We start from the raw sequence: 23150 nt of genomic DNA on the forward strand, positions 1-23150 counted from the left end.
TTGTCCTCAGCAGTCGGCTTTCCGTCCTCAATGGCCAGCAACTCGTCAGACTCCGAATTTTTCATGACAGAGATCGGTGATCTGTTGCCAGATTGACTTGAATTCCGGCGTGTTCTCTGCCGCGTAGTGGAAGTTTTTCATCAATCCGGTGAGTTGCGTGAACACCTGCCGCACTTCGGCTTTGTCAGTGAAGTCGGCACTCGACTGGGTCACGTCGTAGACCAGTTTGAAGGTCATCTTTTGCCGCTCCAAGGGAACAGTTGCGTCCACCTGATCAAAGGCATCCTGCTGCAGGTAAACCATATCCACAAACAGCGCTTTTTGTTGGGTGACAAAATCCTCGATGGTGACACCCTCTTCGCCGGTGACCTGCATCATTTGGTCGACTTGCTCACCTTTTTCGATCAGGGTCAGCAGGTCCCGGACCTTACCTGTCCATCCGGGTTCCGCGTTCTTGTCATACCAGTCGGAAAGCTGATCCGTGTAGCGCGACCAGCTTAACATCGGGTCAACGGCTGGATAGAACCGCTTATAGGCCCGCTCCGAGGACAAGCCGAGGAAACATTTCACGGTAGACAGAGTGGACTGCGTGACCGGTTCATCAAAGTTGCCTCCAGCGGGTGACACCGTCCCGATCAAAGTCAGGCTGCCCAGATCGTCGTCATTGGTTTTCAACGCGCCCGCGCGTTCGTACAAACCCTTGATCGAGCTTTCCAGATAGGCCGGAAAGCCCTCTTCGCCCGGAATTTCTTCCAACTTACCAGAGGTTTCGCGCATCGCTTGGGCCCAGCGGCTGGTGCTGTCGGCGATCAACAGAACGTCATAGCCCATCTGGCGGTAATACTCACCCAGCGTAATGCCGGTGAAGATTGAGGCCTCGCGCGCGGCGACTGGCATCGAGGAGGTGTTACAGATGATGATCGTACGATCCATCAGGCTGCCGCCAGTGGTCGGGTCGGTCATCTTGGGGAATTCGTGGATCGTCTCGACCACCTCACCAGCGCGTTCGCCGCAGGCCACAACAATGACGATATCTACCTTGGCATTCCGCGCGATCAGATTTTGCAGCACCGTCTTACCTGCCCCAAATGGGCCGGGAATGCAGGCCGTTCCGCCGCGCGCGATCGGAAAGAACGTATCAATCAGACGCTGCGAGGTCAGAACCGGCTCGGTCGGATAGAGGCGTTCGGACAGGGCGCGTTTCAGGATGCTCTCTGGCAAGGGGCGCCGCACCGGCCATTTCTGCGAAAGGGTGAGTGTGTGTTCGCCACCCTGCTCATCCTCCAGCCGGGCAACGATGTCGTGGATCGTGGCCGCGCCTTTCTGGACCCAAACGACCTTGTAGTCGCCCGACCAATTGAAAGGCAGCATGATCTTGTGGCTGAAATGACCCTCGGGCACGGTGCCGATACTGTCGCCTGCTGTAACCGTATCCCCGACCTTGACCGACGGCGTGAACGACCATTTTGCCTGATCGTCCAGCGGGGCAACGTCTGCCCCGCGCGGCAGGAATGTTCCAAACTCGCTGGCCACCTTGGGCAGCGGCGATTGCAGGCCATCAAACACCTGCCCCAGCAAGCCCGGTCCGAGTTCGACCGACAGCAACTGGCCCGATTGTTCTACCGGATCGCCGACGGCCACACCGTCGGTGCTCTCATAGACTTGAACATCCGCTGTATCACCGCGTACGCGCAACACTTCGGCCTTTAGACGCTCTTGCCTGCCGCCTGGGCCGGGGCGCGTGGGCAGGATGAATACCACCTCGTTCTTGACCAGCTGTCCGGGCTGGCCCGAGGCATCTTTGTTGGCTTGGATCTGCACGAGACCTTCCTGCACCGAAACGACGCGGGCGGTGGCGGTTTGCGTGGCGGGTGTTGGGGCTGTCATGCGTATGCTCCCTCAAAATCGATATCGGCGACATCGGCCATGGCCTGTTGCGTCAGATGCTCAAATCTCTTGGCTGCGTCCTGCGCGTTGCTTTGCGCCCAGCGGTCGAAAATGTTCCATTTCAGCACATAGATCGCCACCGCTTCGAAATCGAAGTAGTGACGAGATCCGTGCCGTTTCAGTTGCTTGTGACTGACCGACAAGAGCAACCGCTCCAGGCCCAGTGGATCTTCGACCTCCAATAGCTGTTTCGCGTCCTTGATCCATGGCATCGCCCCTTCAAGACGGAAATGCGGGTCGCCCCAATTCTCCGGAATGTGTCGGCTCCAACGCCCCATTCCGAACACCCCTGACGGGGGGCTGCCGCCTTGTCTACGCAGGCGCAGTGCGGCAACGGCAGTTCGCAGATCCATGCGCTCCACAAGGATCTTCCGCAAAGTTGGTTGCGGCGTATCTTCTAATGCTTCTTTGCATCGCTTGATCGCCTGAGCATCCGTCACGTCCATGTCATAGCCGCTCCAGTTCAGAGCATGCTCCAACGCCTTCAAAACGCGCGCGTCCTCGGATGTCAGCGCCATCAAGCGCCGTTCAAGGCGGAGGCGCGACAAGGGCGGCTGCTTGGCGACGAACAGCCGTTCCGAGCCCGGCAGGCTGCTGATCAAAGCGATATAGGCGTCGGGGTCCGACATGTTACCGGATCACCCCTTCCAGCACGGCGCGGAAACGGGGCTGTAGATGCTGCATCAGCAGCGAGGCCACGGCCTTGTCGGTCAAATCCAGAACCACGCCCTGATCTTCCGCCCGCACTCGGATACCGTCCTGCGCATCGTCCGCAGCATGCAATTCCACCTGTTCGCGCAGCATTTCGGCGGTCAGGCCAAGTACGTATTTCGTCAGCTTACCGGACTGGATGTCATCAGCGTTTTGCTTGATATCCTCTTGCGTGGCGACCTTTGCTGGCAGGATGACCTGAACTTTGCCCTCGAGATTGGCCCCTTCGGCCGCGCGCCCGACAACCTCCAGGATCATCTGTTTCAGCAGGTCCGGGTCTGCCATTTCCTTGGTGACGAGGCGCGCCACGTCCTCTCGAAACCGATCCGTCAAGCCCGCCTTCATGGTCAGAACCGCGTCCCGCATGGCGGTGTTCAATGCTTCTTCGCCTGCCGCGCGATAGCTGTCAGAGTCGCTGCGGGCCTTTTTCTGGTAGGCATCCGCCTCACGCTTGGCGTCCGCCAAAATCTTTGCTGCCTCGGCCTTGGCATCCGCCCTCAGCTTCTCGGCCTCCGCCTTCCCGGCGGCCACCCCATCATTGCGCAGTTTGTCGATCAGTGCGTCGACGCCGTGCGAGATCATGCCATCCTGTGCCATCAACTAATCCCCGCGCTGATCACGAGGGCGAAGACGAAGGCGAAGACACCAAAGCCTTCGATAATAGCCGCCGGAGCCAAGGACAGGCCGAATATCTCGGGCTTCTCTTTGGTCGCATTAATCGCGGCGGCACAGGCGCGACCCTGCCAGATACCGCAATACATCAGCGCGATGCCGGACAGGATGCCGATCCCGAACAACCCGCCCGCGTTTTCCGGTGTCACATCGCGGTTGAGCGTGAACATGATGACGATCCCATAGATCACCATCGTTGACGGAAAGGCCGAGACGCCGACGAAGCGGCCATAGCCGCCCTCGGTCTCGGTCATCGCACCAATACTGGCCATGCCCGCAATCGAACAGCCAATCGCACTGGCCGCCGCGCCCAGCGCCATGGGGGCGTAGATGCCCAGCCAACCCAATGTCAGAACAAGCTCATTCATTTCTGAACCTCCTTGCGGGCGAACGGACGAAAGACAATGCCTTCATCCGGTAGACCCCATTTAAAGAATTCGATGTAATTGAGACGTAAACCGTGGACGACGCCGCTCATCATCGCGAGGGCGAAGTTCAGGATATGGCCGATGATCAGGATCAGCAGGCCGAACAAAATGCCCGGCCCTTTAAGCGCGTGGATCACCGAGACGGCGAGATCGTTGAAAGTGATCGCAAGTGAGGCCGAGGCCAATCCAAGTGCAAAGAGGCGCATATAGCTGAGGACATCTCCGAATGCGCCCATGGCCCCGGCAAGACCCTGCACGCCGTCAATAAGTCGCCAGAGCCAGTCGATTGGTTTTTTGATCTGCCTCTCGCTTGTAAACATCAAGATCGCCAAAAGACCCGCGCCCAATATCATCGCGCCCAGCGATGCTGATTGGCCTTTCATGTAGCTGAGCCACAAAACAAACCCGCCGATCAGCGCCGCGATCCAACCCAGATTGGCAACCGCCTTGCGCTGCCCCCATGCCGCACGCGCGGCCAGAGCGTTGGCCAGCACAAGATGCAAGACACCGACAACAATCGAGATCATCATCATCGCGCCGAAGTTATTCAGGTCCAGCAATTTGGCCTTTGCCAGAAAGGACCCATCAGGCGGCGCGACCCCAAAATAGCTCCCGACCAAAACGCCATAGAGGATGGTCGCCACCGAGACGATCACACCGTAGCGCCTCCAGGATTGTTGGCTGACAGTCCCGCCCAAACGCTTCCAGAATAGCAACAGGCCCAGCAGAATGACGGCCCCGTATCCAGCATCTGCCACGATCATTGCAAAGAAGAATGCGAAAGAGGCAGCGACAATCACGCTCGGGTCCCAATCCTTGTAGCCCGGCACTTGGTAAAACAGCGCCAAGTCCACAGCAGCGCTGCGTTGTTCCGGCTGCTCCAGCAATGTGGGCGGGGTGTCATCGGCGCCCGGGTCTTCGATAAGAACCGCGGCATCTTTCGACCCCGCCATCTCCAGAACCGCATCAATCCGATCTTCGGGCACCCAGCCCTGCAGGGCATACATAGCCTCTTCGTCGCGGACCTTCTGGGTGGCGTGGGCTAGCTCTGCCGCACTTTCAGCTACGGACAGGTTGCGCCGCATCAGCGTCAAGTAGCGGGTCTGCGCAACCCGTTCCGCCTCAAGCGCTTCGATCGCAATCTCGGCCTCTTCCAACTGTGCTTCCAACTCGTGAATCGGCAAAGACCCGGTATGCGTGCGCGGGACCGGCAGGATATCGTCGGCCGGTTCGTCCGGCGCGATCAGGACGGCATAGATGAAGCGGTGATCCTGTTCGAGAATGGCCCAAGGAAGCGCCAGATTCTCCAACGCGTCCCGATGCTTTAGGGGCAGTTGGTAGAACCACAACCGGTTGCCCGCCAGCACATCGTCGGGCGGGAAATCCAAATCCCCCCAGGGCTGCACCTGAGCAATCCGGTGAGCCAGAAAATCCCGCTGGTCTGACATGTCACGCGTACGCTGCATCAGGTCCAGCACGTCTTTGACGAACTGATCCATTTTGAACTCAGGATCACGTTGTATTTGCCTGCGAGGCTCGGGGACATCGGTCAGAAAGCGCAGCGCCTTATATGCTTCATGCGCGCCCCGTTCGTTGACCTTTTCCGGCTCAGCTGGCGGAGGGGCCAGGGGCAGCACATGCATACAACCAAGCGCCTGCAGCGCCTCAAGCGTTTCGATCTTCTGCGCCGCCCGTCCCACCAATGAGAGCTTTTTGAGCCGTGCAACACTCATGACACGGCCTCCTGCGCATGTTTGCGCTTGGAGATTTTCGAGCGCACGACGGCCTGCATCTGCTCATCACTCAGATAGATGCGGATCTTCTTGATATTGGCCTTTGCGCGCGGGATCAGAACCTTTTCGAACAGATTGACCCGCTGCGTGATCGTGGCGACAGCCTTGTCGAATATCTTCACCCGCTCTTCCGCCACTTTGACCCGCAGACGCGCCTCGATCATGTCGTGTAGCAATTGCGCGGCGGCGTCGACCCAATGGGGCTTGGCCAGCCGTGAGTACGGCCGCACCGAAACCTCAATCCGGTCAAGGGCGGGCATCTTGACGCCCACGACATTCACCTCCTTGACCTTGTAGTCTGTCAGCTGGACCAAGCCATCAAGATCAATGCCCTTCTGCGCCAGCATGGGGAGCTTCGCGCCGACCTGTTGCGCCAGATCGCTCACTTCGTCTTCCAGACGCTTTACATCTTCTCGTGCTTTGGCGCGTTCGGCCATCAACTGCTGGCGTTTAAGGTCCAGCGACGGCAGGAACCGCTCATAGCTTTTCAGCTGCGTCTGCTCGCGGGCGAGCGACGACTTATTCAGCTGCAACCGCGCCATCACCATCCTTTGGGAAATACTTGTCGATCAGAGCTTGCTTCATCAGCAATTGTTCAGGCGCAAAACATTCGGCCAGTGTTTTCCAACCCAGATCCAGCGCATCCTCCAACGGGATCGAGACATTGATATCCATGAACCGTTTTCGGAACAGCGCACCGAATTTCAGAAGTTGATGATCGTAGTCTGACAGATCAAACGCCATCGCCTGTTTCTGCGCGGCGTCCCGGCTTTCCGAATAGAAGCGGATCATCGTGTTCATGATCTGCCCGTGATCCTCGCGGGTGGTCTTGCCTATGACGTTCTGCTTCAGGCGCGAGAGGCTGCCGAATGGGTCAATCACACCCGAATGCAAGTAGAACTGCCCCTCGGTGATGTAGCCCGTGTTGTCCGGCACAGGGTGGGTCACATCGTTGCCGGGCATTGTCGTGACGGTCAGAACAGTCACCGAGCCCCCTTTGGCATAGTCACAGGCTTTCTCGTAGCGCCGCGCGAGCTGCGAATAGAGATCACCCATATAGCCACGCTGCGAGGGGACGCGTTCCTGACTGATGCCCACCTCTTTCATCGCGTCTGCATAGGCAGTCATGTCGGTCAGCAAAACAAGAACGCGCTTACCCTCTTCCACCGCGAATTTCTCGGCCACGGCCAGCACCATGTCTGGCACCAGAAGGCGTTCCACCAGAGGGTCCATGGCCTGATTGACGAACATCACGGTGCGCGAGAACACCCCTGCATCCTCAAACGAAGTCCGAAACGTGTGGTAGTCATCGAAGATCAACCCCAAGCCGCCGAAGACCACGATATCCGCGTCCGCCTGTATGCCGATGCGGCTGAGGAAGGCGTTGAACGGTTCGCCAGAGACCGAAAAGATCGGGATCTTCTGGCTTTCGACCAGCGTATTGAACACGTCGATCATTGGCACGTCGGTGCGGATCATCTTGTTGGGCACGGCCCGTTCGGCCGGGTTCACCGTCGGGCCGCCTATGTCGATCCGAGGCTCGGCAGACAGGTCAGGGCCGCCGTCAATCGGCTCTCCCGCGCCATCAAAAACGCGGCCCAGAATATTGGCGGAATACGGCGTCTGCATTGGGTGACCAAGGAAGGTCGCTGTCGCCTCGGTCGAGATGCCCTTGGTGCCCGAGAACACCTGCAGCGTCACCACATCCCGGTCGATAAAGATCGCCTGGGCCAGCGTTTTATGCCCATCGACCGTTTCGATCACCGCGAGATCATTGAATCGAACAGCCGGTGCGCCACCATCGTCAACCGGTACACGAACCTTGATCGTGTCGCCGACAATTTCCAAAACACGTGTATACTTCAAAAGACTCTGAGACATCGCCTACCCTAAGTCGCATGTTTAAGAGTTTAAATTCTTTCCACCTTCGTGCTGCCCACCAAAGCATCAGCGCCGGAGGGGTTTATATTGATCTGGCAAATCTGGTTACCGCCAAGTTAATAGAGGTTTCCGACCGAAAGCAATGCAACCAATTCAATTCATACTGGTTTTTGTCGTTGCTTTTCGCTTTCTGGGTCGTGCCGGTGATGACTCTGACGCTGGCTTTGCCTCAGTTCCAGCATCCCCACTGTAGTCCAAAACCCGTACAAGCAGATTGGCCATCTCTTCCAGTTCTTTAGAGGGCGTTCGGACTTCACCTATGATGTGTTTGACGAGATCGACGGCTTCTGTGCGCCGCGCTTTGTCAGGCAATAGATAAGGCAACGTTTCAACCGCGCCCTTCGGATCGAAAGTGGCGACCAGGGATTGCTCATGCAGAATGCGTTGACGGTCGGTGACCGAAAGGGACTTGAACGGCGCCTCGTGGTGAAAGATATGCGCCCACCGGTGTAAAATCTCGGCACGAAAGCCTTTGTGACTGTCAGCCAATAGAACCAGCATACGAATGACCGCCTCGGGCAGTCCCCCTTGCCGCAAATGAGCAAGCACCGCGCTGACCTCGGGCAGATCGCGCAAAGTCGCCGGATCCGGCAGGGTTCGGCGCGTTGCATTCCTTTGCCCGAACCAAGACGCAAACGGCCCGCCCCAAATTGCGTAGAACGACGCCTCATACCAGGCGTCGCGCAGATCACGGCCAAAATCCATCGACTGCTCAATCCATTCACCGGTGAGTTTTTCCCATTTCAGAAACGGATTTTCAGCATCGGCGGGAGCGCGCTGTGCTCTGGCATTCTGCGCCAGAGTTTCGATTCCTTTCCCCAAAACTGTGCTCGAAGACATCGCAGCGCGCTGTGCACGCAATGGATGTACATCGCGCAAAGCCTGGGCCATCACCGGTGACGACAGGGCTTGCACCGCCGGGCGACCGAAGGTTTCATAAGCCCCCGCTTGCACTTCGGACATTTGCGCCACTGCGGCAAAGCTGGTCTCATCCTGCCGACCGTCATCCAATGCCGCGACATCCGATAGTGAGCGTTCGACGAAACGAACTTCGAAGGATTTATCGACCCCGTCCCCTTCGATGCTATCAATGACCATTTCATAGAGACCGGGCGCCATTGCCTCGACCGTCTCAAGTGTAGAGGCCAAGCCTGCGTGCTCTTTGCGCGCGACTTTGGAGGAAACAAAGATGCCCAGATGCCCCACTTCTTCATGAAGCATGTAGATGATGCGCTGGCCGCGTACCCGTATCTCTTCTTCGTCAGCATACGTTTCGGCAATCCAGTTCAACGCCTGTTGAGGCGGTGTAATATTGTCGCCATGGCTTGCAAAGACAAAAATCGGCGCTTTGATCGCCTTGAGATCAACGGGAACTCCGGGTTCCAGTTGCGCGGTATTCTTGACCAGCCGGTTTCCAACGAACAGCTGTTCTACAATCCATCGAATTTCGGCCTCGTTCAGAATGAAGAACCCACCCCACCAGCGCTCAAAATCAATGAAGCGCTGCCTGCCGGCTTCGGGATCGCGATACAGATCGAAATATTTGCCAAAGTAGTTTCGGCTGGGGTTTAGCTGCTCGAAATTCATCACCAGATTGGCGCCGTCGAACTTGCCATTCCCCAAATCTGACCAGAACATCGGCTGCCAGGTGCCACCAAGCATACCACCGTTGTAGCGCATGGGGTTTTCACCAACCTCACCCGACCAAGGTGCAACCGGCGCTCCGTTGAGCACCAAAGGCCCGGTCAGATCAGGGTTGCAGGCCGCCATCAACAATGTCGCCCAACCGCCCTGGCAGTTTCCTGTAACAACAGGTTGCGGACTTTTGGGGTGACGCGCGCTGACTGTGCGAACAAATCCAGCCTCGGCATGCATGACGTCGGCCAATGTCTGACCTTCAACCGGATCACGGCCGAAACTCACAAAATAGACCGGATGGCCCTTGGCCAGCGCCACGCCGACCTGGCTGTCGGACTTGAAACCACCAATACCACCACCATGACCGGCACGCGGGTCTATGATGATGTAGGGGCGTTTGTGATCGTCTACGTCGATCCCTTGCGGGGGGACAATGCGCAATAGCTGATAGTTGCAAGGCCGGTCGAGCTCCGCCCCGTCAACGATCACTTCGTAGTCATAGGCAAGCACCGGCGGGCAACCTGCCGCTTCATGTTCGAGGAAAACATCACCACGCTCACGCAAGGCGTCCATCGTCAAAGCGACGCGCGGAACAGCATCCTTGACGTAGTCCGCCCAAGCCGAGCCAACAGATTTCGTCTGCGTGAATTGCACCGCAAGATCTCGCAGATCGCTTGTCAGGTTCAGAACCCGATCCGAATGGTGTTCAGTTATTTTTTGTGCCTGAATGGTGGCGGCACGAGACAGAATTTCATACTGAACGCCAGATTGGTCGAGCACGTTGGAAATCGCGTCAGACAATTTGTTGTTCACGGCCGTTATGTTTTCACCCGTTGCAAGGTTCGATGCCTTTTCATTCGCGAATGAATTCCGAGCCATTGATCTATCCTTCCTCGGACGATGTTGGTTTCACCGTCGATGGGGAGTATGCCCCCGGTCAAATTGAACGCCTCGCTGCTTGCAAGAAACGATGCACAGGTCGACATCTTCGATGGTCGCGAAGTGATGTGTGGGTGCATGCTTTGCTGCAGCGCACCAAAATTGGCTATCCCGGTGACGACGCGGGTTTTCAGAGGGCCTGGCGACATCTTCGCTTTGCGTGCATAACCCCACGCGATCGACCGATCGCTCGCCACTCCGATGACGACAGCTTTTGACCTATTCAGGTGGAACATCGTGGCGCCTCGATTTCTGCAATGCAGCATACCACTTCTCAATCGATTCGAAACATTTGAATGGTCAAACTATCTCGCCAACGCTGCGTCAAAGTCGTTCAGTAGCAAGTTTGTGGCAAATTAGATTCCGCAACAATCTCTGACGACACGCGACCGATCCATTAGAATGGACACGCTCGAAGCTGACCACAATATGCCAATCCCGAACCGCCCCTTACCGGAGCAGACGGCATTCATACGAAACAAGTGTGGGCGTCAATTGTCGGAAGCTTCGCAACTGACCTCATCAAAAACACATCTGCTCTAAGCGCCAAACAAAACCGCATTCGCGACTTTTCTGAGCATGAGGGAACAAGCAACCAATTGTTCCTCGGAAACGTACTCATCAGGCTTGTGGCCTTGTTCCGCCATAGACCCTGGGCCGCACACCACTGTCGCGATGCCAAGGTCTGACAGAACGCCAGCCTCAGTTCCGAATGCAACGTGGGTTGTTTCGCCGCCGCCAGAGGATTTGACAAGTGAGACCTCTGGCTCAGAGCTGGAGACTGACAACCCGGGGTATCCCGCCAACGCCCGAAGCGAGATTTGGGCAGCCGTTGGAAACTTGGCCAAAACCGCGTCTGCTGCCTGCTGAAGCTCGGCTTCGATCTCGTCGGGGTCATCTTCCGCCAGATGCCGGAACTCAAACACAAGCGTCGCCTTGTCGGGTACAAGGTTGAGCGCTGTGCCGCCGGACAGCTGGCCAACATGGAAGGTCGTATAGGGAACATCGTAGGCGTCGTTGCGGATCCCGGTTTGTTGGGCCTTCTGCTGCATCTGGCGCAACTTTGCGACGAAATCGACGGCAACATGGAGTGCGTTGACAAATTGCGGGGCGAGCGCGGAATGTCCGGCCTCTCCTTTAATGTCGGCGCGGTAGGCACGCTTGCCTTTATGGCCGATAGCGACCTTCATCTCGGTCGGCTCGCCTACAATGGCCAGTCTGGGACGCTCCAACAGCGACGGCAGCTGCTTTTTCATGCGTGAAATCCCGACGCAGCCGATCTCTTCGTCGTAAGACACCAAGAGCTTTAGGGGCGTTTTCAGCTCCCGACCGTGCACGGCATCGGCGAGGGCCAACATCTCAGCCAGAAAGCCTTTCATATCGGTCGTTCCACGCCCGTACAATCGGCCTTCCTGTCGGGTAAGTTTGAAGGGGCTTACGCTCCAATCCTGCCCCTCAACTGGCACCACGTCGGAATGCGCAGAGAGTAACAGCCCACCTTCAACAGATGGCCCGATTTCTGCAAAAAGCCCTGCCTTAGGTTCGTCAGGATCCACGATGCGCTGCACCCGAAAGCCGCGATTGCGCAGAAAGTCTTCGATATAGGCGATCATATCGAGGTTGGATAGGGCGCTGACGGTTTCAAAGGCAACCAGACGCTCCAGAACCTCTAGTGAGACACTCATGAAAGCGCTTCTCCTCCGATGGCGCGGAAGGCGCCCGCACGGGCCTGAGCTTGCGCATAGTCTATGAACGCAGACACCGTACGCGACTTTTCCGCACCATGGGTGGTCAAAAGGCCCATTCTCAAGGACCGAACCGGCCCGGTAATCGGCACGCAAACAAGCGGATTGCCGTCCGGTGACGTATTGCTTTGCGGGCGCACATTGGCGATGGAATAGCCAAAGGCGTTCCCAACCATTGAACGCATCACGGCCATGTCTCGCGTCAGCTCCACGATACGAGGCTGGCGCGAGGATGCCGTAAACAGCGACAGGAAGTAGTCGGTACTGATCGGCAAATCGAGGAGGATCATTGGCAGGTCCGCCAGATCATCAATGGATACGGATGTCCGTGTCGCCAATTCATGCCCGGCATGCAGCAATGCAAAAGGGTTCAGGCGCACCAGCCCTATGAAATTCAGATCGGTTGGAATATCCATGTCATAGGTCAGCGCAATGTCGATCTCGGACCGTTGCAACGCGTTGAAAATCTCGGCCTGGTTCAGTTCTTTCTGGGCGATCCTGACATCGGGAAATCCGGTTTCAAACCCGCGCCGCAACCGCGGTAAAACAAGTTGCGCAAAGGTCAGGAGGCAGCCCACTGCGAGAGGGCCGCGCGCCGTACCTGAAATATCGGCGGCAATGTTTGCGATCTCTCTCGCGTCGTTCAGGACCTGGCGGGCTTTTTCAAACACCCTTTGCCCACCTTGTGTCAGTGACAGGCCCTGCGCGTGTTGCCGCACAAACAGCGAAATCGCCAACTCTTCTTCAAGCTGGGTGATGGCAGATGAGATCGACGGCGAGGAGACATTCAACCGGTCTGCAGCCCGCGCTATACTGCCTGTTTCGCCAACCGTAACAAGGTACTCCAACTGCCGGAGGGTCAGACGCGGCACGCAGACGCTCCTATTTTAGAGATGTTGTCAGAGGTCTTAGCGGCTCGCATAGTCTCAGGCCAGATCAGGGGCACTATCCTGTTGGGCAAGCCATGTTTGGAAATCGCGGATCGTGCCTTCATAGTCATCCCCTGCCAGCGGCCCTTCAATCGCGTGGGCAGAATGCAGCGCGACCTGCATGCGCTCAAGCTTTTCGCGATCCTCGCGGTTGACCTCTTCCCAGAGCGCGATTCGCCCCTGGATCGTGTCGTGATCGAGGTTATCGCGATAGACGGACATCGTCCATTTGACGCGGATCAGGTTCGCGTTGATCGGGAAAATAGACAACGATACGAGCAGGCTGGCGGCTTGGCTGGCCACCTGCGTGGGAAACTTCGCAAAGAGGGACGACCGTTTTCGTTCTGCCTCGCTCAGGCCCGCTGCGCCGTCTCCGCGCGGCGTGATATTATCAGGGTAATTGGCAGCGTAGGAGGTGTAGCCATCCCCGCTGACCAGCTTGCGAGACAGCCCCGACGGGGTGTAGCCGTGAAGGGTTTGCGGATGGACCACACTCAGGTGGTAGCCTTCCATGAAGTTCTCGACCAGGCATTTCCAGTTGGTCTGCCAGTTCTCTTCAGCCACATGCACAAGGCGGAAATCCTCAGTCTCATAGGGCGCCAGCATGGCATCAAGCTCGGGGTGCTCAAACGGCGGGGCGTCTGGCGTAAGGTTTACGTAAATGAACCCGTTCCAAAGCTGCACCTTGTGTTCCGGCAGCCTGCAGGATTTGGGATCAAAGCCCGCATTCTCCATCCGTGGGGCACGCAGCAATGCACCGTCGCGCCCGTAGGCCCATGCGTGATATGAGCATACAAACCGCTTTGTATTACCGCTTCCTTCGGCCAGCGGCATGCCGCGATGCCGACACACATTTGCCAGCGCGCGGATTTCACCTTCATCGCCACGCACGACAAGCAAGGGTTCATTCAGAAGCTGGACAGTGAAGAAATCACCGGGTTCCGGAATTTCGTCGACCCGACCCAAGCAATGCCACCCGCTGCGCAGCACAGTCTGCGCCTCGTGGTCGAATTGCTCTTGTGAGGTGTAGAATGCACCGGGCATACCCATCGGGCGATCCGCGGGCAAGGCGGCCAAGTCTTGAAGTTTCGTTCGCAAATGGGTCATCTCGGCCTCCCTTGTTGTTATGTCTTACGCGTCCCCCGGCACGCCATAGGAGGGCGCGGCGGAGGGATCGAGTGCGCGGCGCACGTAATCGTCCAGTTGTGGTTTGTAGACGTTCCAGGCGGTTGCAACCGCTTCAATGGGGCAATCCTCGGTCCAGTCGCACCGCAGGTCGGCCACGGGCCAGCTGACTTTGTCGACCAGCATCAGACCCGCGGAATGCACGGGCCCGGCCTCGCCCCCGGCAGCAAGCCCAGCGCGCATTGCAGCAACCAGCCTATCACCCAAGTGACCCGTCGCGTCCTCAAAAGCGGACACAATGGCGGCGGGCACACCATCATGGGCCAGAAGATTGCCCCCCGATGCAACATCCCTGCCCTGCGCCTCGTTCCAGTTGCCCAGCACGTTTTGGCCTGAGTGGATGGCTGTAGTTCCGTTCCGGTCTATTGCCAGAAGCTGCCTGTAGGCGATGTGCGCGGCCTCACCAGTGATTTGGCTCACCGCCACCTCAGCCGAGGCGCCCTGTTCCATCAGATCGAGCGTTTTTGGACCAAGGCTCGGATCGGTGACATTCTGGCTCGCCACCGCGCCAACGCCTGCACGGGCATAGGCGCAACGGGCTGCAACTGCCGGAGAAGAAGACGAGATCGCCATGCCAAACATGCCGGTCTGCGCGCATCGGGCCACAAGAGAGAAAGTCACGGGGCTAGTCCGGGATCACGGCGGTGGCGTCAATCTCCACCAGCCATTCGGGCCGTGCCAGAGCCTGCACCACCAGACCGGTTGAGACAGGATGAACGCCTTTGATGTATTCGCCCATGGTGCGATACACAGCCTCACGGTGGCGGACATCGGTGATATAGACGACCACCTTGACGAGATGCTCCATTTCGCCGCCTGCTTCTTCGATCAATTGCTTGATGTTCTGCATCACCTTGTGGGTCTGCTCTGCCGGGTCGTGGCTGTCGATGTTCTTGGCATCGTCCAGGTTCTGCGGGCACTGTCCGCGCATCCAGACAGTACTCCCGCCGCGTGTGACGACGGCTTGGCACAGGTCATTGTCGAGCGACTGTTCAGGGTAGGTATCGCCGGTATTGAAAGGGCGGATGCGGGTGTGGGCCATATTTAGGACGCGCCTCCTGCGTCGATCTTTGACATCAGATACTGCGCAAAGTCGTAGTTCGGGCGTTCCAGATGGCTCAGGTGCCCAGGCGTTGCCGCTTCTGAACATAGACCCCGAAACACTTTTTCGGTGCAGCCGCGATCTTCGACATTCACGTCATCCAGAAGCGCCTTGAGCGCGGTGAAATTGTCTTGCGCATCCGGGTCATCCGCGAAGTCATTCGACATGCCACCGCCAAAGCGGATATGCACCTGACCCGGCCCTTTGGGGTGCAAGGACAGATACCAGAAATACCCTGGCGTCAGCGTGATCATCAGGCTTGGATAAAGCGCCAGAAGAAAGGTCGTGCGGCGTTCATCGCCTTTCAGCCGGTCATTGCTGGGGTGCGCCATGGCGATGCGTAGGGATTCATCCTTCAGAATCGTGTGGTAGTTGAAGGCTGCGCTGCCGGGCGGGCAAATCATGTCCTCCAGCCGCGACAATCCACCAATCGTGCCCGCGTGACACACCGGCAAATGGTAGCTTTCCATGAAATTCTCGGCCAACACTTTCCAGTTGGTATCCCAGACATGTTCTTCGTAGAACGCCTCGGAATAGTTGGCCATGTCATAGCCTTCGATCATGGTCGCCACTTCGGACAGTTGCTCGGCCACGGCGGCTGCATTTTGATCAAGGCAGACAAAGACCCAGCCTAGCCATTCTTCGCAGCGGACTTGAGGCAACGCGTAGTTTTCTTTACAAAACCCCTCGTTCTGCTTCATCGCGGGCGCTCCGCGTAGCTTGCCGTCGAGGTTGTAGGTCCAGGCGTGATAGGGGCAGACGATTGTCTTTGCATTCCCGCGCCCATGCAAAAGTGTCGACATGCGGTGCAGGCATACATTGCTCATCGCGCGCAGATCGCCGTCTCTGTCGCGCAACACAACGATTGGCTGCCCAGCCAGCTCGCAGGCCACATAGTCCCCGACGGACGACAAGGCGTCCGCCCGGCCCACACAGTACCAGTCCTTGCGGAAGATGTGCTCAAGCTCTGCGTCGACAAAGCTCTGCTCGGTATAGACCTCAGTCGGCATGGCCCGCGCACGTTCAAATGGGACCGAGGTGTTCGCGCGCAGAGCGGCGATAGGATCAACGTGGTCTTTGGGCATGAACGAACCTCTTTGCCTGAGTCGCGGGCGGCCACCGCATTCACATACTGAGACGGCTTTCGCCGGAAACAAACCAAAAGTCTATCTTACCGGTGATTAGGTAAAATCTAATCGACATAAGACGATACGAAATTAGGGTTGCACAAGCAAAAGAAGCAGCCGGGCCAACTGATACCCAGCACGGCAAAAAAGGTGACGCGATGGAAAACTTCGACACGGTGGTGATTGGCGCAGGTCAGGCGGGCATTGCCACAAGCGAGCATCTCCGTGCCCAAGGCATTGAACACGTCCTTTTAGAGCGGGGCCGCATTGCCGAACGTTGGCGATCCGAACGGTGGGATTCACTCGTTGCAAATGGTCCGGCATGGCATGATCGCTTCCCGGGCCTCGAGTTTTCCGGCGACCGCGACGCGTTTCCGCGCAAGGAATGCGTGGCCAAGTATTTTGAAGACTATGCCAAAATGATCGACGCGCCCGTGCGCACCGGCGTCTCGGTGACGCGTGCGCGGCCGCATGAAAACCGCGCGGGTTTTTTGATCGAAACCTCGCAAGGTCCCATAGAAGCGCGCCACCTCGTCTGTGCCACAGGGCCATTTCAGAAACCGGCGATTCCGCCGATCATCCCAGAATCCTCTGACGTTCTGCAGATGCATTCCACCGCGTATCGCAATCCCGAGGCTTTGCCTGAAGGCGCTGTACTCGTAATCGGCGGAGGTTCCTCCGGATCGCAGATCGCGGCCGAGTTGCACGATGCTGGGCGCGAGGTTTTCTTCTCCATTGGCCCCCATGACCGACCTCCGCGTCGCTATCGCGGGCGCGACAATGTCTGGTGGCTGGGTGTTCTTGGCATTTGGAATTTGGATACACCGGCTCCTGGCACCGAGCATGTCACAATCGCAGTCAGTGGCGCGCATGGCGGCAAAACCGTAGATTTCAGGAAGCTTGCCGAGCGCGGCATAACTTTGCTGGGGATGTCGTCGGGATATGAAAACGGCGTTCTCCATATCGCCGATGATCTCAAAGCCAATCTCGATGCGGGCGACGCAAACATGTTGTCCCTACTCGAAGCCGCCGATGCCTACGTCGCGCGCACCGGAATCGACCTGCCAGAAGAGCCCGATGCCTGGGTCATACCGGACGATCCCGCCTGCGTATCAGACCCTATTCGCGAGCTGGACCTTGAGCGCAATAATATCCGCACCGTGATCTGGGCAACCGGGTTCCAGTTTGACTATGACTGGCTGGAGGCAGACACGCTGGACGACCGAGGCAGACCGATCCATCAACGCGGCGTCTCTCCGGTGCCGGGGCTCTATTTTGTCGGGCTGCCTTGGCAATCGCGCCGCGGATCATCGTTTATCTGGGGCGTTTGGCATGATGCAAAGTTCATCGCGGACCAGATCTCTATTCAGGAAAACTATCTGGCCTATGCACCAAATTCTCCTTGAGAGGTATCGTTCTGCAAAAGAGAACCAGGCCGTTCGTATGTGGGGCGGCGCGCTGATCTAAGCGTATCGCCCCACGCGGCACTATCAGTTGCAACGGGCCGATCAACTTCGTGTACAGTTTGCAACTTCACTCAAAACGGTAAAACCTCTTTGCAGTGTTGTGGAACACGCTGTTCTGATGCGCACCAGGGATCAGCCCTTGCAGGCGCGATACCAGTTCATGGTAAGTCGAAGAAAGACTGTCGACCGGAAAGTTCGATCCGAACATGCAACGATCGGCGCCGAATTGCGACAAGCAGGTTGAAACGATTGGTGCGACGCTTTGGGCGCTCCAATTGTGATCAAACATGCCAAGCCCAGATAGTTTGCAATGGACCTGCGGCAGTTTAGACAGGGAACTAAGCGCCTCTTGCCAGTGACTTAACCCATCAGCACTGCGGTCATGTGGTGAGCCTGCGTGGCAAAGAGCAACAGGTGTACCTGGTGCCCGAGAAAGCACTTCGGAAGTTTGCTCCATCAGTTCGGGAAGCAATTGCAGGTCAAAGGAAAGGCCTCGCTCGCCCACGGCTTTCAGGCCGGTCAGGAAATCCCGGTTTTCAAGTAATCTGTTTGTACCCGTCTTGGCATCTTCGCCGGGCGCGCGCCCGACGATCTGGCGAACACCCCGGACCGAGGGTAGCGATTGAAAGCGATCCAACTGGTATTCCAGATCATCGGCCGTCAGATCGCAAAACACGACCTGAACCAGCGGCCAGTCCGGATATTGATCGGCTACGGCTTGAACCCACTGCGCCTCGGCCCAGGGATCGGCGGCGCCGACCTGGATATGAACCGAAGCCGAGAAGCCCTGTGCCGACGCATCTGCACGAAATTCTGGTAATAAATAGTCACGCTGGATCGGCGTGGGGTCGCCAAAAAACCGAACGGCGCCCTTTTCCATCAACCAAGGATACTTGACCGCGTTCAGATCCCACAGATGGTGATGAGCGTCTATCTTCATGGTGTTTCGATCCCAGCGGTGCGATCCAAAACGTCGACGCCCTGTTGTTTCCAGAAATGCAGCAGGTCTATGAAAATCCAGTTTTCGGCCAGTTTGTCCTCGGCACGGCGATAAATGTCGATCACCCTGAACTCACCCGGTTTGCCAGTGGCCGGCATACCCATGAACCCTCCTGAGGGCGTTGCGGTGAAGTTGGGCCAGCCAAAGAAGCCGCCATAGTGCCCTTCCGCCAGACGGCAGATATGCTTGGTCTTTGACCGGTCTTTGAAACCCGCACGGAACGGTCCCGAGTGTTGCTTGGCATAGCGTTCGATCGTGTAGGTCGCACCTATCCCCTCGGGCCCCCACCAGATCATGTCTTGATGCCAGGTTCTGGCCAACTCTTCCTCAAGCGGTAACCCGCCTTGCCACTGGCCAAGGTCCGAGATCATCGCATTGATCAATGCCAGTGTTTTTTCACCTTCTATGACGGGTTGTTCCGTGAGCAGCAGGCCGTCATGTGGCATTGGGCCGGGTTGCACCAGATGTGCCGCTGTTTGCGGAGGAAACGGGTTCTGCCCGGCCTGCACCATCAGGTGTGGTATGTCGAAATACATCGCCGTTTCCGTGATCTGGCCATCGGCGACCTTGTAGAAGGCACAATAGCGCAGAAACGCCAGCTTTCCGGTCGGGCGAATACCCAGCCAGGGATGGTCGAACAGGCCCATCAAATGCCCCATGGTGACGATCCAAACATCTGACTCATCACGCAGCGAATTCTGCCCGGCGAACATGATATCCACCCGATTTTGAAGTCGTGTCAGACTGGATTTCAGTGGCATCCAGAATTGCTGGGCCACCTGTTCTGCATCATTGATCAAGTTGAACGGGTGAAAACCGCGCCACAGTGAATCATGTGTACAGAAACGGCTCATGACGCTGGGAACGTCTTGGGGCGTCGCTGAATCCAATGCGGAATGAAAGTCAGAGACAACTTTTTTCTCTTTCTGGAAGGTCACGGTATTTTCCATTTGTGTCAGGGTGTTGCGCGTTTTGTGTCGCTGGAATGAATCAGGTATTTTCCACATTCTTGCATACGTATGCAAAAAAGTCTTGCCTGATTTGATATATGCGAATTACAGTTTTGCAAACGTATGCAAAACGAATCCTAGTTGGGGGCACCATGGCGGAAATTCAACTGCGTAACGTCGGCAAGCGATGGGGTTCGTTTGTTGGGGTCCACAATTTTGACCTAACCATCGCAGATCGCGAGTTTTTGGTGCTACTGGGCCCATCGGGTTGCGGCAAGACCACCACGATGCGGATGATCGCCGGGCTTGAAGACGTGACCGAGGGCGACATTCTGATCGACGGCAAGGTCGTCAATGATCTGGAACCCAAAGACCGCGACGTGGCGATGGTGTTCCAAAGCTACGCGCTCTACCCCAACATGAATGTCTATGAGAACATCCGCTTTCCGCTGAAAGTCCGCGGCATCGACCCGGCGACCCATGACGACAAGGTGCGCCGTGCCAGCGCGATGGTTGAGCTGGACGATTTCCTGCATCGCAAGCCCGCCGAACTGTCGGGCGGCCAGCGGCAGCGCGTGGCCCTGGCCCGCGCCATCGTACGTGAACCGAACGTGTTCCTGATGGACGAACCTCTGTCGAACCTGGATGCCAAGCTGCGGGTTTCAACCCGGGCGCAAATCAAGAACCTCAGCCATGAGCTGGCGGTGACGACGATTTATGTCACCCACGACCAGATCGAGGCGATGACACTGGCTGACCGCGTTGTGGTGATGAAACAAGGCGTGGTGCAGCAGGTCGGCAGCCCGACCGAAATCTATGACCAACCGGCGAATACCTTTGTCGCCAGCTTTATCGGCTCGCCCGCCATGAACCTGATGGAGGGTGAGGTCGCGGGCGGTGTATTCCGTACGGAACATGTCGAGATCCCGGTCAACACCCCCGATGGCTCCATGACACTGGGTTTCCGGGCCGAGGATGCCAGTCTTGCCGAAGGCGCGGGCCAGATCACCGCACCGATCTACACGCTGGAGCTTCTGGGCGACGCGACCATGATCTCGGTCCGGGTCGGTGGGGCTTTGGTGTCGGTCAAGGCCGATAAATCTTTCCGCGCCGAGATAGGGGATGATGTCTCATTCTCGGTGCCAACAGAAATCTGTCACCTCTTCGAAGCTGGAAGCGGTGCGCGGATCGGGGAGTAACCCCGCCAACAGCCCTTCGGGGCACAACAGCGGTCCGGGCGTCGACGACGGACCCATCCTGACAGGGAGAAACGCATGAAACTCAAGACGATCCTAATGGCAGGAGCCATGGCCATCGCGGCAAGCGGTGCATCGGCAGCCTGTTCCTATGAAAACGAAGTGCCGCTGAAATCGCTGTCAGCGGGGTTCGAAGCCTGGAAAGCGGTGACGGATGCGATGGCCGAGTGCGGCAATTTCAGCGCCTCGCTGGATCAGGAATTCCGCGAGAAGCAGCCAGAAGCATTCGCTGCCAACCCCTCGCTCTATCAGATCGGCGGCGTGGCGAATGAAACCATGATCCCGCTTCTGAACGCGGGCACAATCCGTCCGCTGGATGATCTGGTTGCAAAATACGGGCAAGACCTGCTGCCCAACCAGCTGATCAAGGTGGATGGCAAGGTGATGGCGATCGCTATGATGGTGAACGCGCAACACCTGATGTATCGCAATGATGTTCTGGCCGAGCTGGGCATTGAAGAACCCAAGACCTATGACGACGTTCTGGCCGCCGCCGCCAAGATCAAAGAGGCCGGCGTGATGGAATACCCCATCGGCGGCACCTTCAAAACCGGTTGGAACCTGGCCCAGGAATTCGTCAACATGTATATGGGCGAAGGCGGCACCTTCATCGGCGAAGGCAATATGCCCGCGATCAACAACGAAAAGGGCGTCAAAGCGCTTGAGACGATGAAAGCCATGACCGAGTTCATGGATCCCGAATACCTCGTGTCCGATTCCACCTATGTTCAGCAGCAGTTCCAACAGGGCAAGATCGCCATGGCGAACCTGTGGGCCAGCCGCGCCGCTGCCATGAATGACGAGGCCGAAAGCCAAGTGGTCGGCAAGGTCACCATGGCCTCGGCCCCGATGGGATCCGAGCGCCCCTCGACCACGATCTGGTGGGACGGCATCGTTCTGGCCTCGAACATGAGCGATGAAGAGGCAGATGCTGCCTTCCGTCTGGTCATGGAAGGGATCGACGGTGACATGGTCAGTGCCAACAATGACACCGCCGTCTGGCTGAACGCGGCCTACCAGCCCGGCGAACTGGCTGCAGGCGCTGCCGCTTCGGCGGAAAACGGTGCGGGGGCCTACCCGGCCAGCGCCGCCATGGGTGTTCTGCACAGCGCCCTGGGCAACGGTCTGGCCGACTACCTGACCGGTGCCAAGGACGCGCAGACCGCGCTGGCCGATATCGAGGCGGACTACATCACCGCCGCGAAAGAAGCTGGTTTGATCAGCAACTGATCCTCCCTGGGGAGGGCTCCGTGCCCTCCCTATTTCCCCACCCGAGAACCATGAGAAAGGCAGAGCCATGAATTTCAGGACATTTGCCGCCTTTGTTGGCCCCTCTGTCTTTATGATGCTTCTCTTTATCGCTTTCCCGTTGGTCAGCGTGTTCAAGCAGAGCTTTTACATCACGCAGCCTGTCTATGAGATGGTCGAAGTCGAAACCTGTACCCCTGGCTTCCTGACCCAGACCTGTGTGACCGAGCAGAAATCGCAGCCCAAGTTGGATGAGCATGGTGAGGTAATCACCCAGACCGAATATGTCGGCCTGCAAAGCTATCGCAATGTGCTGGAACCCGAGCGGGCCTGGCGCGCGATCACCGAGGGCAACTGGTCGGTCTTGTCCACCATAAATTTCTGGAAGGCGCTGCGATTCACGCTGACTTTCACGCTAATCACGCTGCCTCTGGTTATCGGGTTCGGGTTGGGCATCGCGGTTCTGATCAACAACGCCGCGGGGTCGATCCGCGGGCCGGTCATCTTCATCTCGCTGCTGCCCTTCATCATCACGCCGGTGATCGGCGCGCTGTCGATCAACTGGCTGTTCCGTGGTGACGGCATCCTGACGGCGCTGCTGGAATGGTGGTTGAACCGAGACATCGCCCTGTTCGCGCAGGCCTGGACGATTGAAATCTTGATGATGTTCTATCGCGTCTGGCACGTGGCCCCGTTTGCGGCCGTTGTGTTCTATGCCGGGCTGCAGACCGTCAACCAGGACAGTCTCGAAAGCGCCGTGATCGACGGGGCGACTCGTTGGCAGCGGATGAAATACATCGTCATTCCGCATCTGATGCCGCTGATCATCTTCGTGTCGATGATCCACCTGATGGACGCCTACCGGGTCTTCGAAGAGATCGTCGGCTTCTCCAGCCAGGCTTATGTCATCTCGCTGCAATGGCTGACCTTCGATTTCCTCGTGCCGGATCAGGCGGGCAACCGGTCGATCAGCCGGGCCTCGGCCAGCGCGATGCTGACCATGATCGGGATCGTCCTGCTGCTGATCCTGCCGCTGCGCCGCACCTGGCGCGACCATAAAGGAGGCCACTGAT

Annotated in this window: 20 protein-coding genes; 4 read left to right on the top strand and 16 right to left on the bottom strand. The window is 57.6% G+C overall.

The features are described from left to right. Positions 1-45 precede the first annotated feature (45 nt). The 14 genes from ACR0NO_RS18530 to ACR0NO_RS18595 form a co-directional block, all read right to left on the bottom strand. On the bottom strand, positions 46-1887 hold the full coding sequence (locus ACR0NO_RS18530) for a V-type ATP synthase subunit A (RefSeq protein WP_480725043.1): 1842 nt from the start codon (positions 1885-1887) through the stop codon (positions 46-48). Further along, the gene (locus ACR0NO_RS18535; protein ID WP_480725044.1) at positions 1884-2576 is read right to left on the bottom strand and encodes a hypothetical protein; all 693 of its coding nucleotides are present in this window, start codon (positions 2574-2576) and stop codon (positions 1884-1886) included. The genes ACR0NO_RS18530 and ACR0NO_RS18535 overlap by 4 nt, the downstream gene beginning before the upstream one ends. Position 2577: 1 nt before the next feature. Next, entirely contained in the window at positions 2578-3255 is a 678-nt protein-coding gene (locus ACR0NO_RS18540) for a hypothetical protein (protein WP_480725045.1), read from the bottom strand. Next, positions 3255-3698, bottom strand: a complete 444-nt coding sequence (locus ACR0NO_RS18545; RefSeq protein WP_170324458.1) for an ATP synthase subunit C — start codon at positions 3696-3698, stop codon at positions 3255-3257. Before ACR0NO_RS18545 ends, ACR0NO_RS18540 begins: the two co-directional genes overlap by 1 nt. Beyond that, a complete protein-coding gene (locus tag ACR0NO_RS18550; RefSeq protein ID WP_480725046.1) occupies positions 3695-5491 on the bottom strand; it encodes a V-type ATP synthase subunit I in 1797 nt (598 codons plus the stop codon). Before ACR0NO_RS18550 ends, ACR0NO_RS18545 begins: the two co-directional genes overlap by 4 nt. After that, positions 5488-6093 (bottom strand): V-type ATP synthase subunit D, encoded by a 606-nt coding sequence (locus ACR0NO_RS18555; protein ID WP_170457816.1) that lies wholly within the window; start codon positions 6091-6093, stop codon positions 5488-5490. The genes ACR0NO_RS18550 and ACR0NO_RS18555 overlap by 4 nt, the downstream gene beginning before the upstream one ends. Beyond that, positions 6071-7432: a V-type ATP synthase subunit B gene (locus ACR0NO_RS18560; RefSeq protein WP_170692650.1), complete on the bottom strand. Its 1362-nt coding sequence runs from the start codon at positions 7430-7432 to the stop codon at positions 6071-6073. Before ACR0NO_RS18560 ends, ACR0NO_RS18555 begins: the two co-directional genes overlap by 23 nt. A 153-nt stretch (positions 7433-7585) precedes the next feature. Continuing rightward, positions 7586-10009, bottom strand: coding sequence for a DUF3141 domain-containing protein (locus ACR0NO_RS18565; protein ID WP_480725048.1), 2424 nt, complete (start codon positions 10007-10009; stop codon positions 7586-7588). 599 nt (positions 10010-10608) lie between these two features. Next, on the bottom strand, positions 10609-11754 hold the full coding sequence (gene argE, locus ACR0NO_RS18570; RefSeq protein ID WP_480725050.1) for an acetylornithine deacetylase: 1146 nt from the start codon (positions 11752-11754) through the stop codon (positions 10609-10611). Further along, positions 11751-12686, bottom strand: a complete 936-nt coding sequence (locus ACR0NO_RS18575) for a LysR family transcriptional regulator (RefSeq protein WP_170680104.1) — start codon at positions 12684-12686, stop codon at positions 11751-11753. The genes argE and ACR0NO_RS18575 overlap by 4 nt, the downstream gene beginning before the upstream one ends. A 54-nt stretch (positions 12687-12740) precedes the next feature. Continuing rightward, entirely contained in the window at positions 12741-13850 is a 1110-nt protein-coding gene (locus ACR0NO_RS18580; RefSeq protein ID WP_170722486.1) for a Rieske 2Fe-2S domain-containing protein, read from the bottom strand. Positions 13851-13874: 24 nt separating this feature from the next. Continuing rightward, complete coding sequence (locus tag ACR0NO_RS18585) at positions 13875-14549, bottom strand: DUF1028 domain-containing protein (RefSeq protein ID WP_480725052.1); 675 nt, start codon at positions 14547-14549, stop codon at positions 13875-13877. Between the two features lie 4 nt (positions 14550-14553). Continuing rightward, positions 14554-14970 carry a RidA family protein gene (locus ACR0NO_RS18590; RefSeq protein ID WP_170473868.1) on the bottom strand — a complete coding sequence of 139 codons (417 nt, stop codon included), beginning with the start codon at positions 14968-14970 and terminating at the stop codon, positions 14554-14556. A gap of 2 nt (positions 14971-14972) precedes the next feature. Further along, on the bottom strand, positions 14973-16115 hold the full coding sequence (locus ACR0NO_RS18595; protein WP_480725054.1) for an aromatic ring-hydroxylating oxygenase subunit alpha: 1143 nt from the start codon (positions 16113-16115) through the stop codon (positions 14973-14975). 200 nt (positions 16116-16315) lie between these two features. On the opposite strand from ACR0NO_RS18595, the gene ACR0NO_RS18600 reads away from it, so the two are divergent. Continuing rightward, positions 16316-17563: a flavin-containing monooxygenase gene (locus ACR0NO_RS18600; RefSeq protein ID WP_480725055.1), complete on the top strand. Its 1248-nt coding sequence runs from the start codon at positions 16316-16318 to the stop codon at positions 17561-17563. Between the two features lie 127 nt (positions 17564-17690). On the opposite strand, the gene ACR0NO_RS18605 is transcribed toward ACR0NO_RS18600, so the two are convergent. Together ACR0NO_RS18605 and ACR0NO_RS18610 are read right to left on the bottom strand one after the other, a co-directional pair. Further along, positions 17691-18563: an amidohydrolase family protein gene (locus tag ACR0NO_RS18605; protein WP_480725057.1), complete on the bottom strand. Its 873-nt coding sequence runs from the start codon at positions 18561-18563 to the stop codon at positions 17691-17693. After that, positions 18560-19573, bottom strand: coding sequence for a nuclear transport factor 2 family protein (locus ACR0NO_RS18610; protein WP_480725059.1), 1014 nt, complete (start codon positions 19571-19573; stop codon positions 18560-18562). The genes ACR0NO_RS18605 and ACR0NO_RS18610 overlap by 4 nt, the downstream gene beginning before the upstream one ends. Positions 19574-19725: 152 nt before the next feature. Here ACR0NO_RS18610 and ACR0NO_RS18615 point away from each other — a divergent pair, with 152 nt between their 5' ends. From ACR0NO_RS18615 to ACR0NO_RS18625, 3 genes are all read left to right on the top strand, one after another. After that, positions 19726-20772: an ABC transporter ATP-binding protein gene (locus ACR0NO_RS18615; protein ID WP_480725060.1), complete on the top strand. Its 1047-nt coding sequence runs from the start codon at positions 19726-19728 to the stop codon at positions 20770-20772. A gap of 75 nt (positions 20773-20847) precedes the next feature. Next, entirely contained in the window at positions 20848-22059 is a 1212-nt protein-coding gene (locus ACR0NO_RS18620) for an extracellular solute-binding protein (RefSeq protein WP_170641198.1), read from the top strand. Positions 22060-22126: 67 nt separating this feature from the next. Continuing rightward, a complete protein-coding gene (locus tag ACR0NO_RS18625; RefSeq protein WP_170473900.1) occupies positions 22127-23149 on the top strand; it encodes a carbohydrate ABC transporter permease in 1023 nt (340 codons plus the stop codon). The last annotated feature ends 1 nt before the right edge of the window (position 23150 follow it).

The organism is Ruegeria sp. CL3, assembly GCF_056536505.1.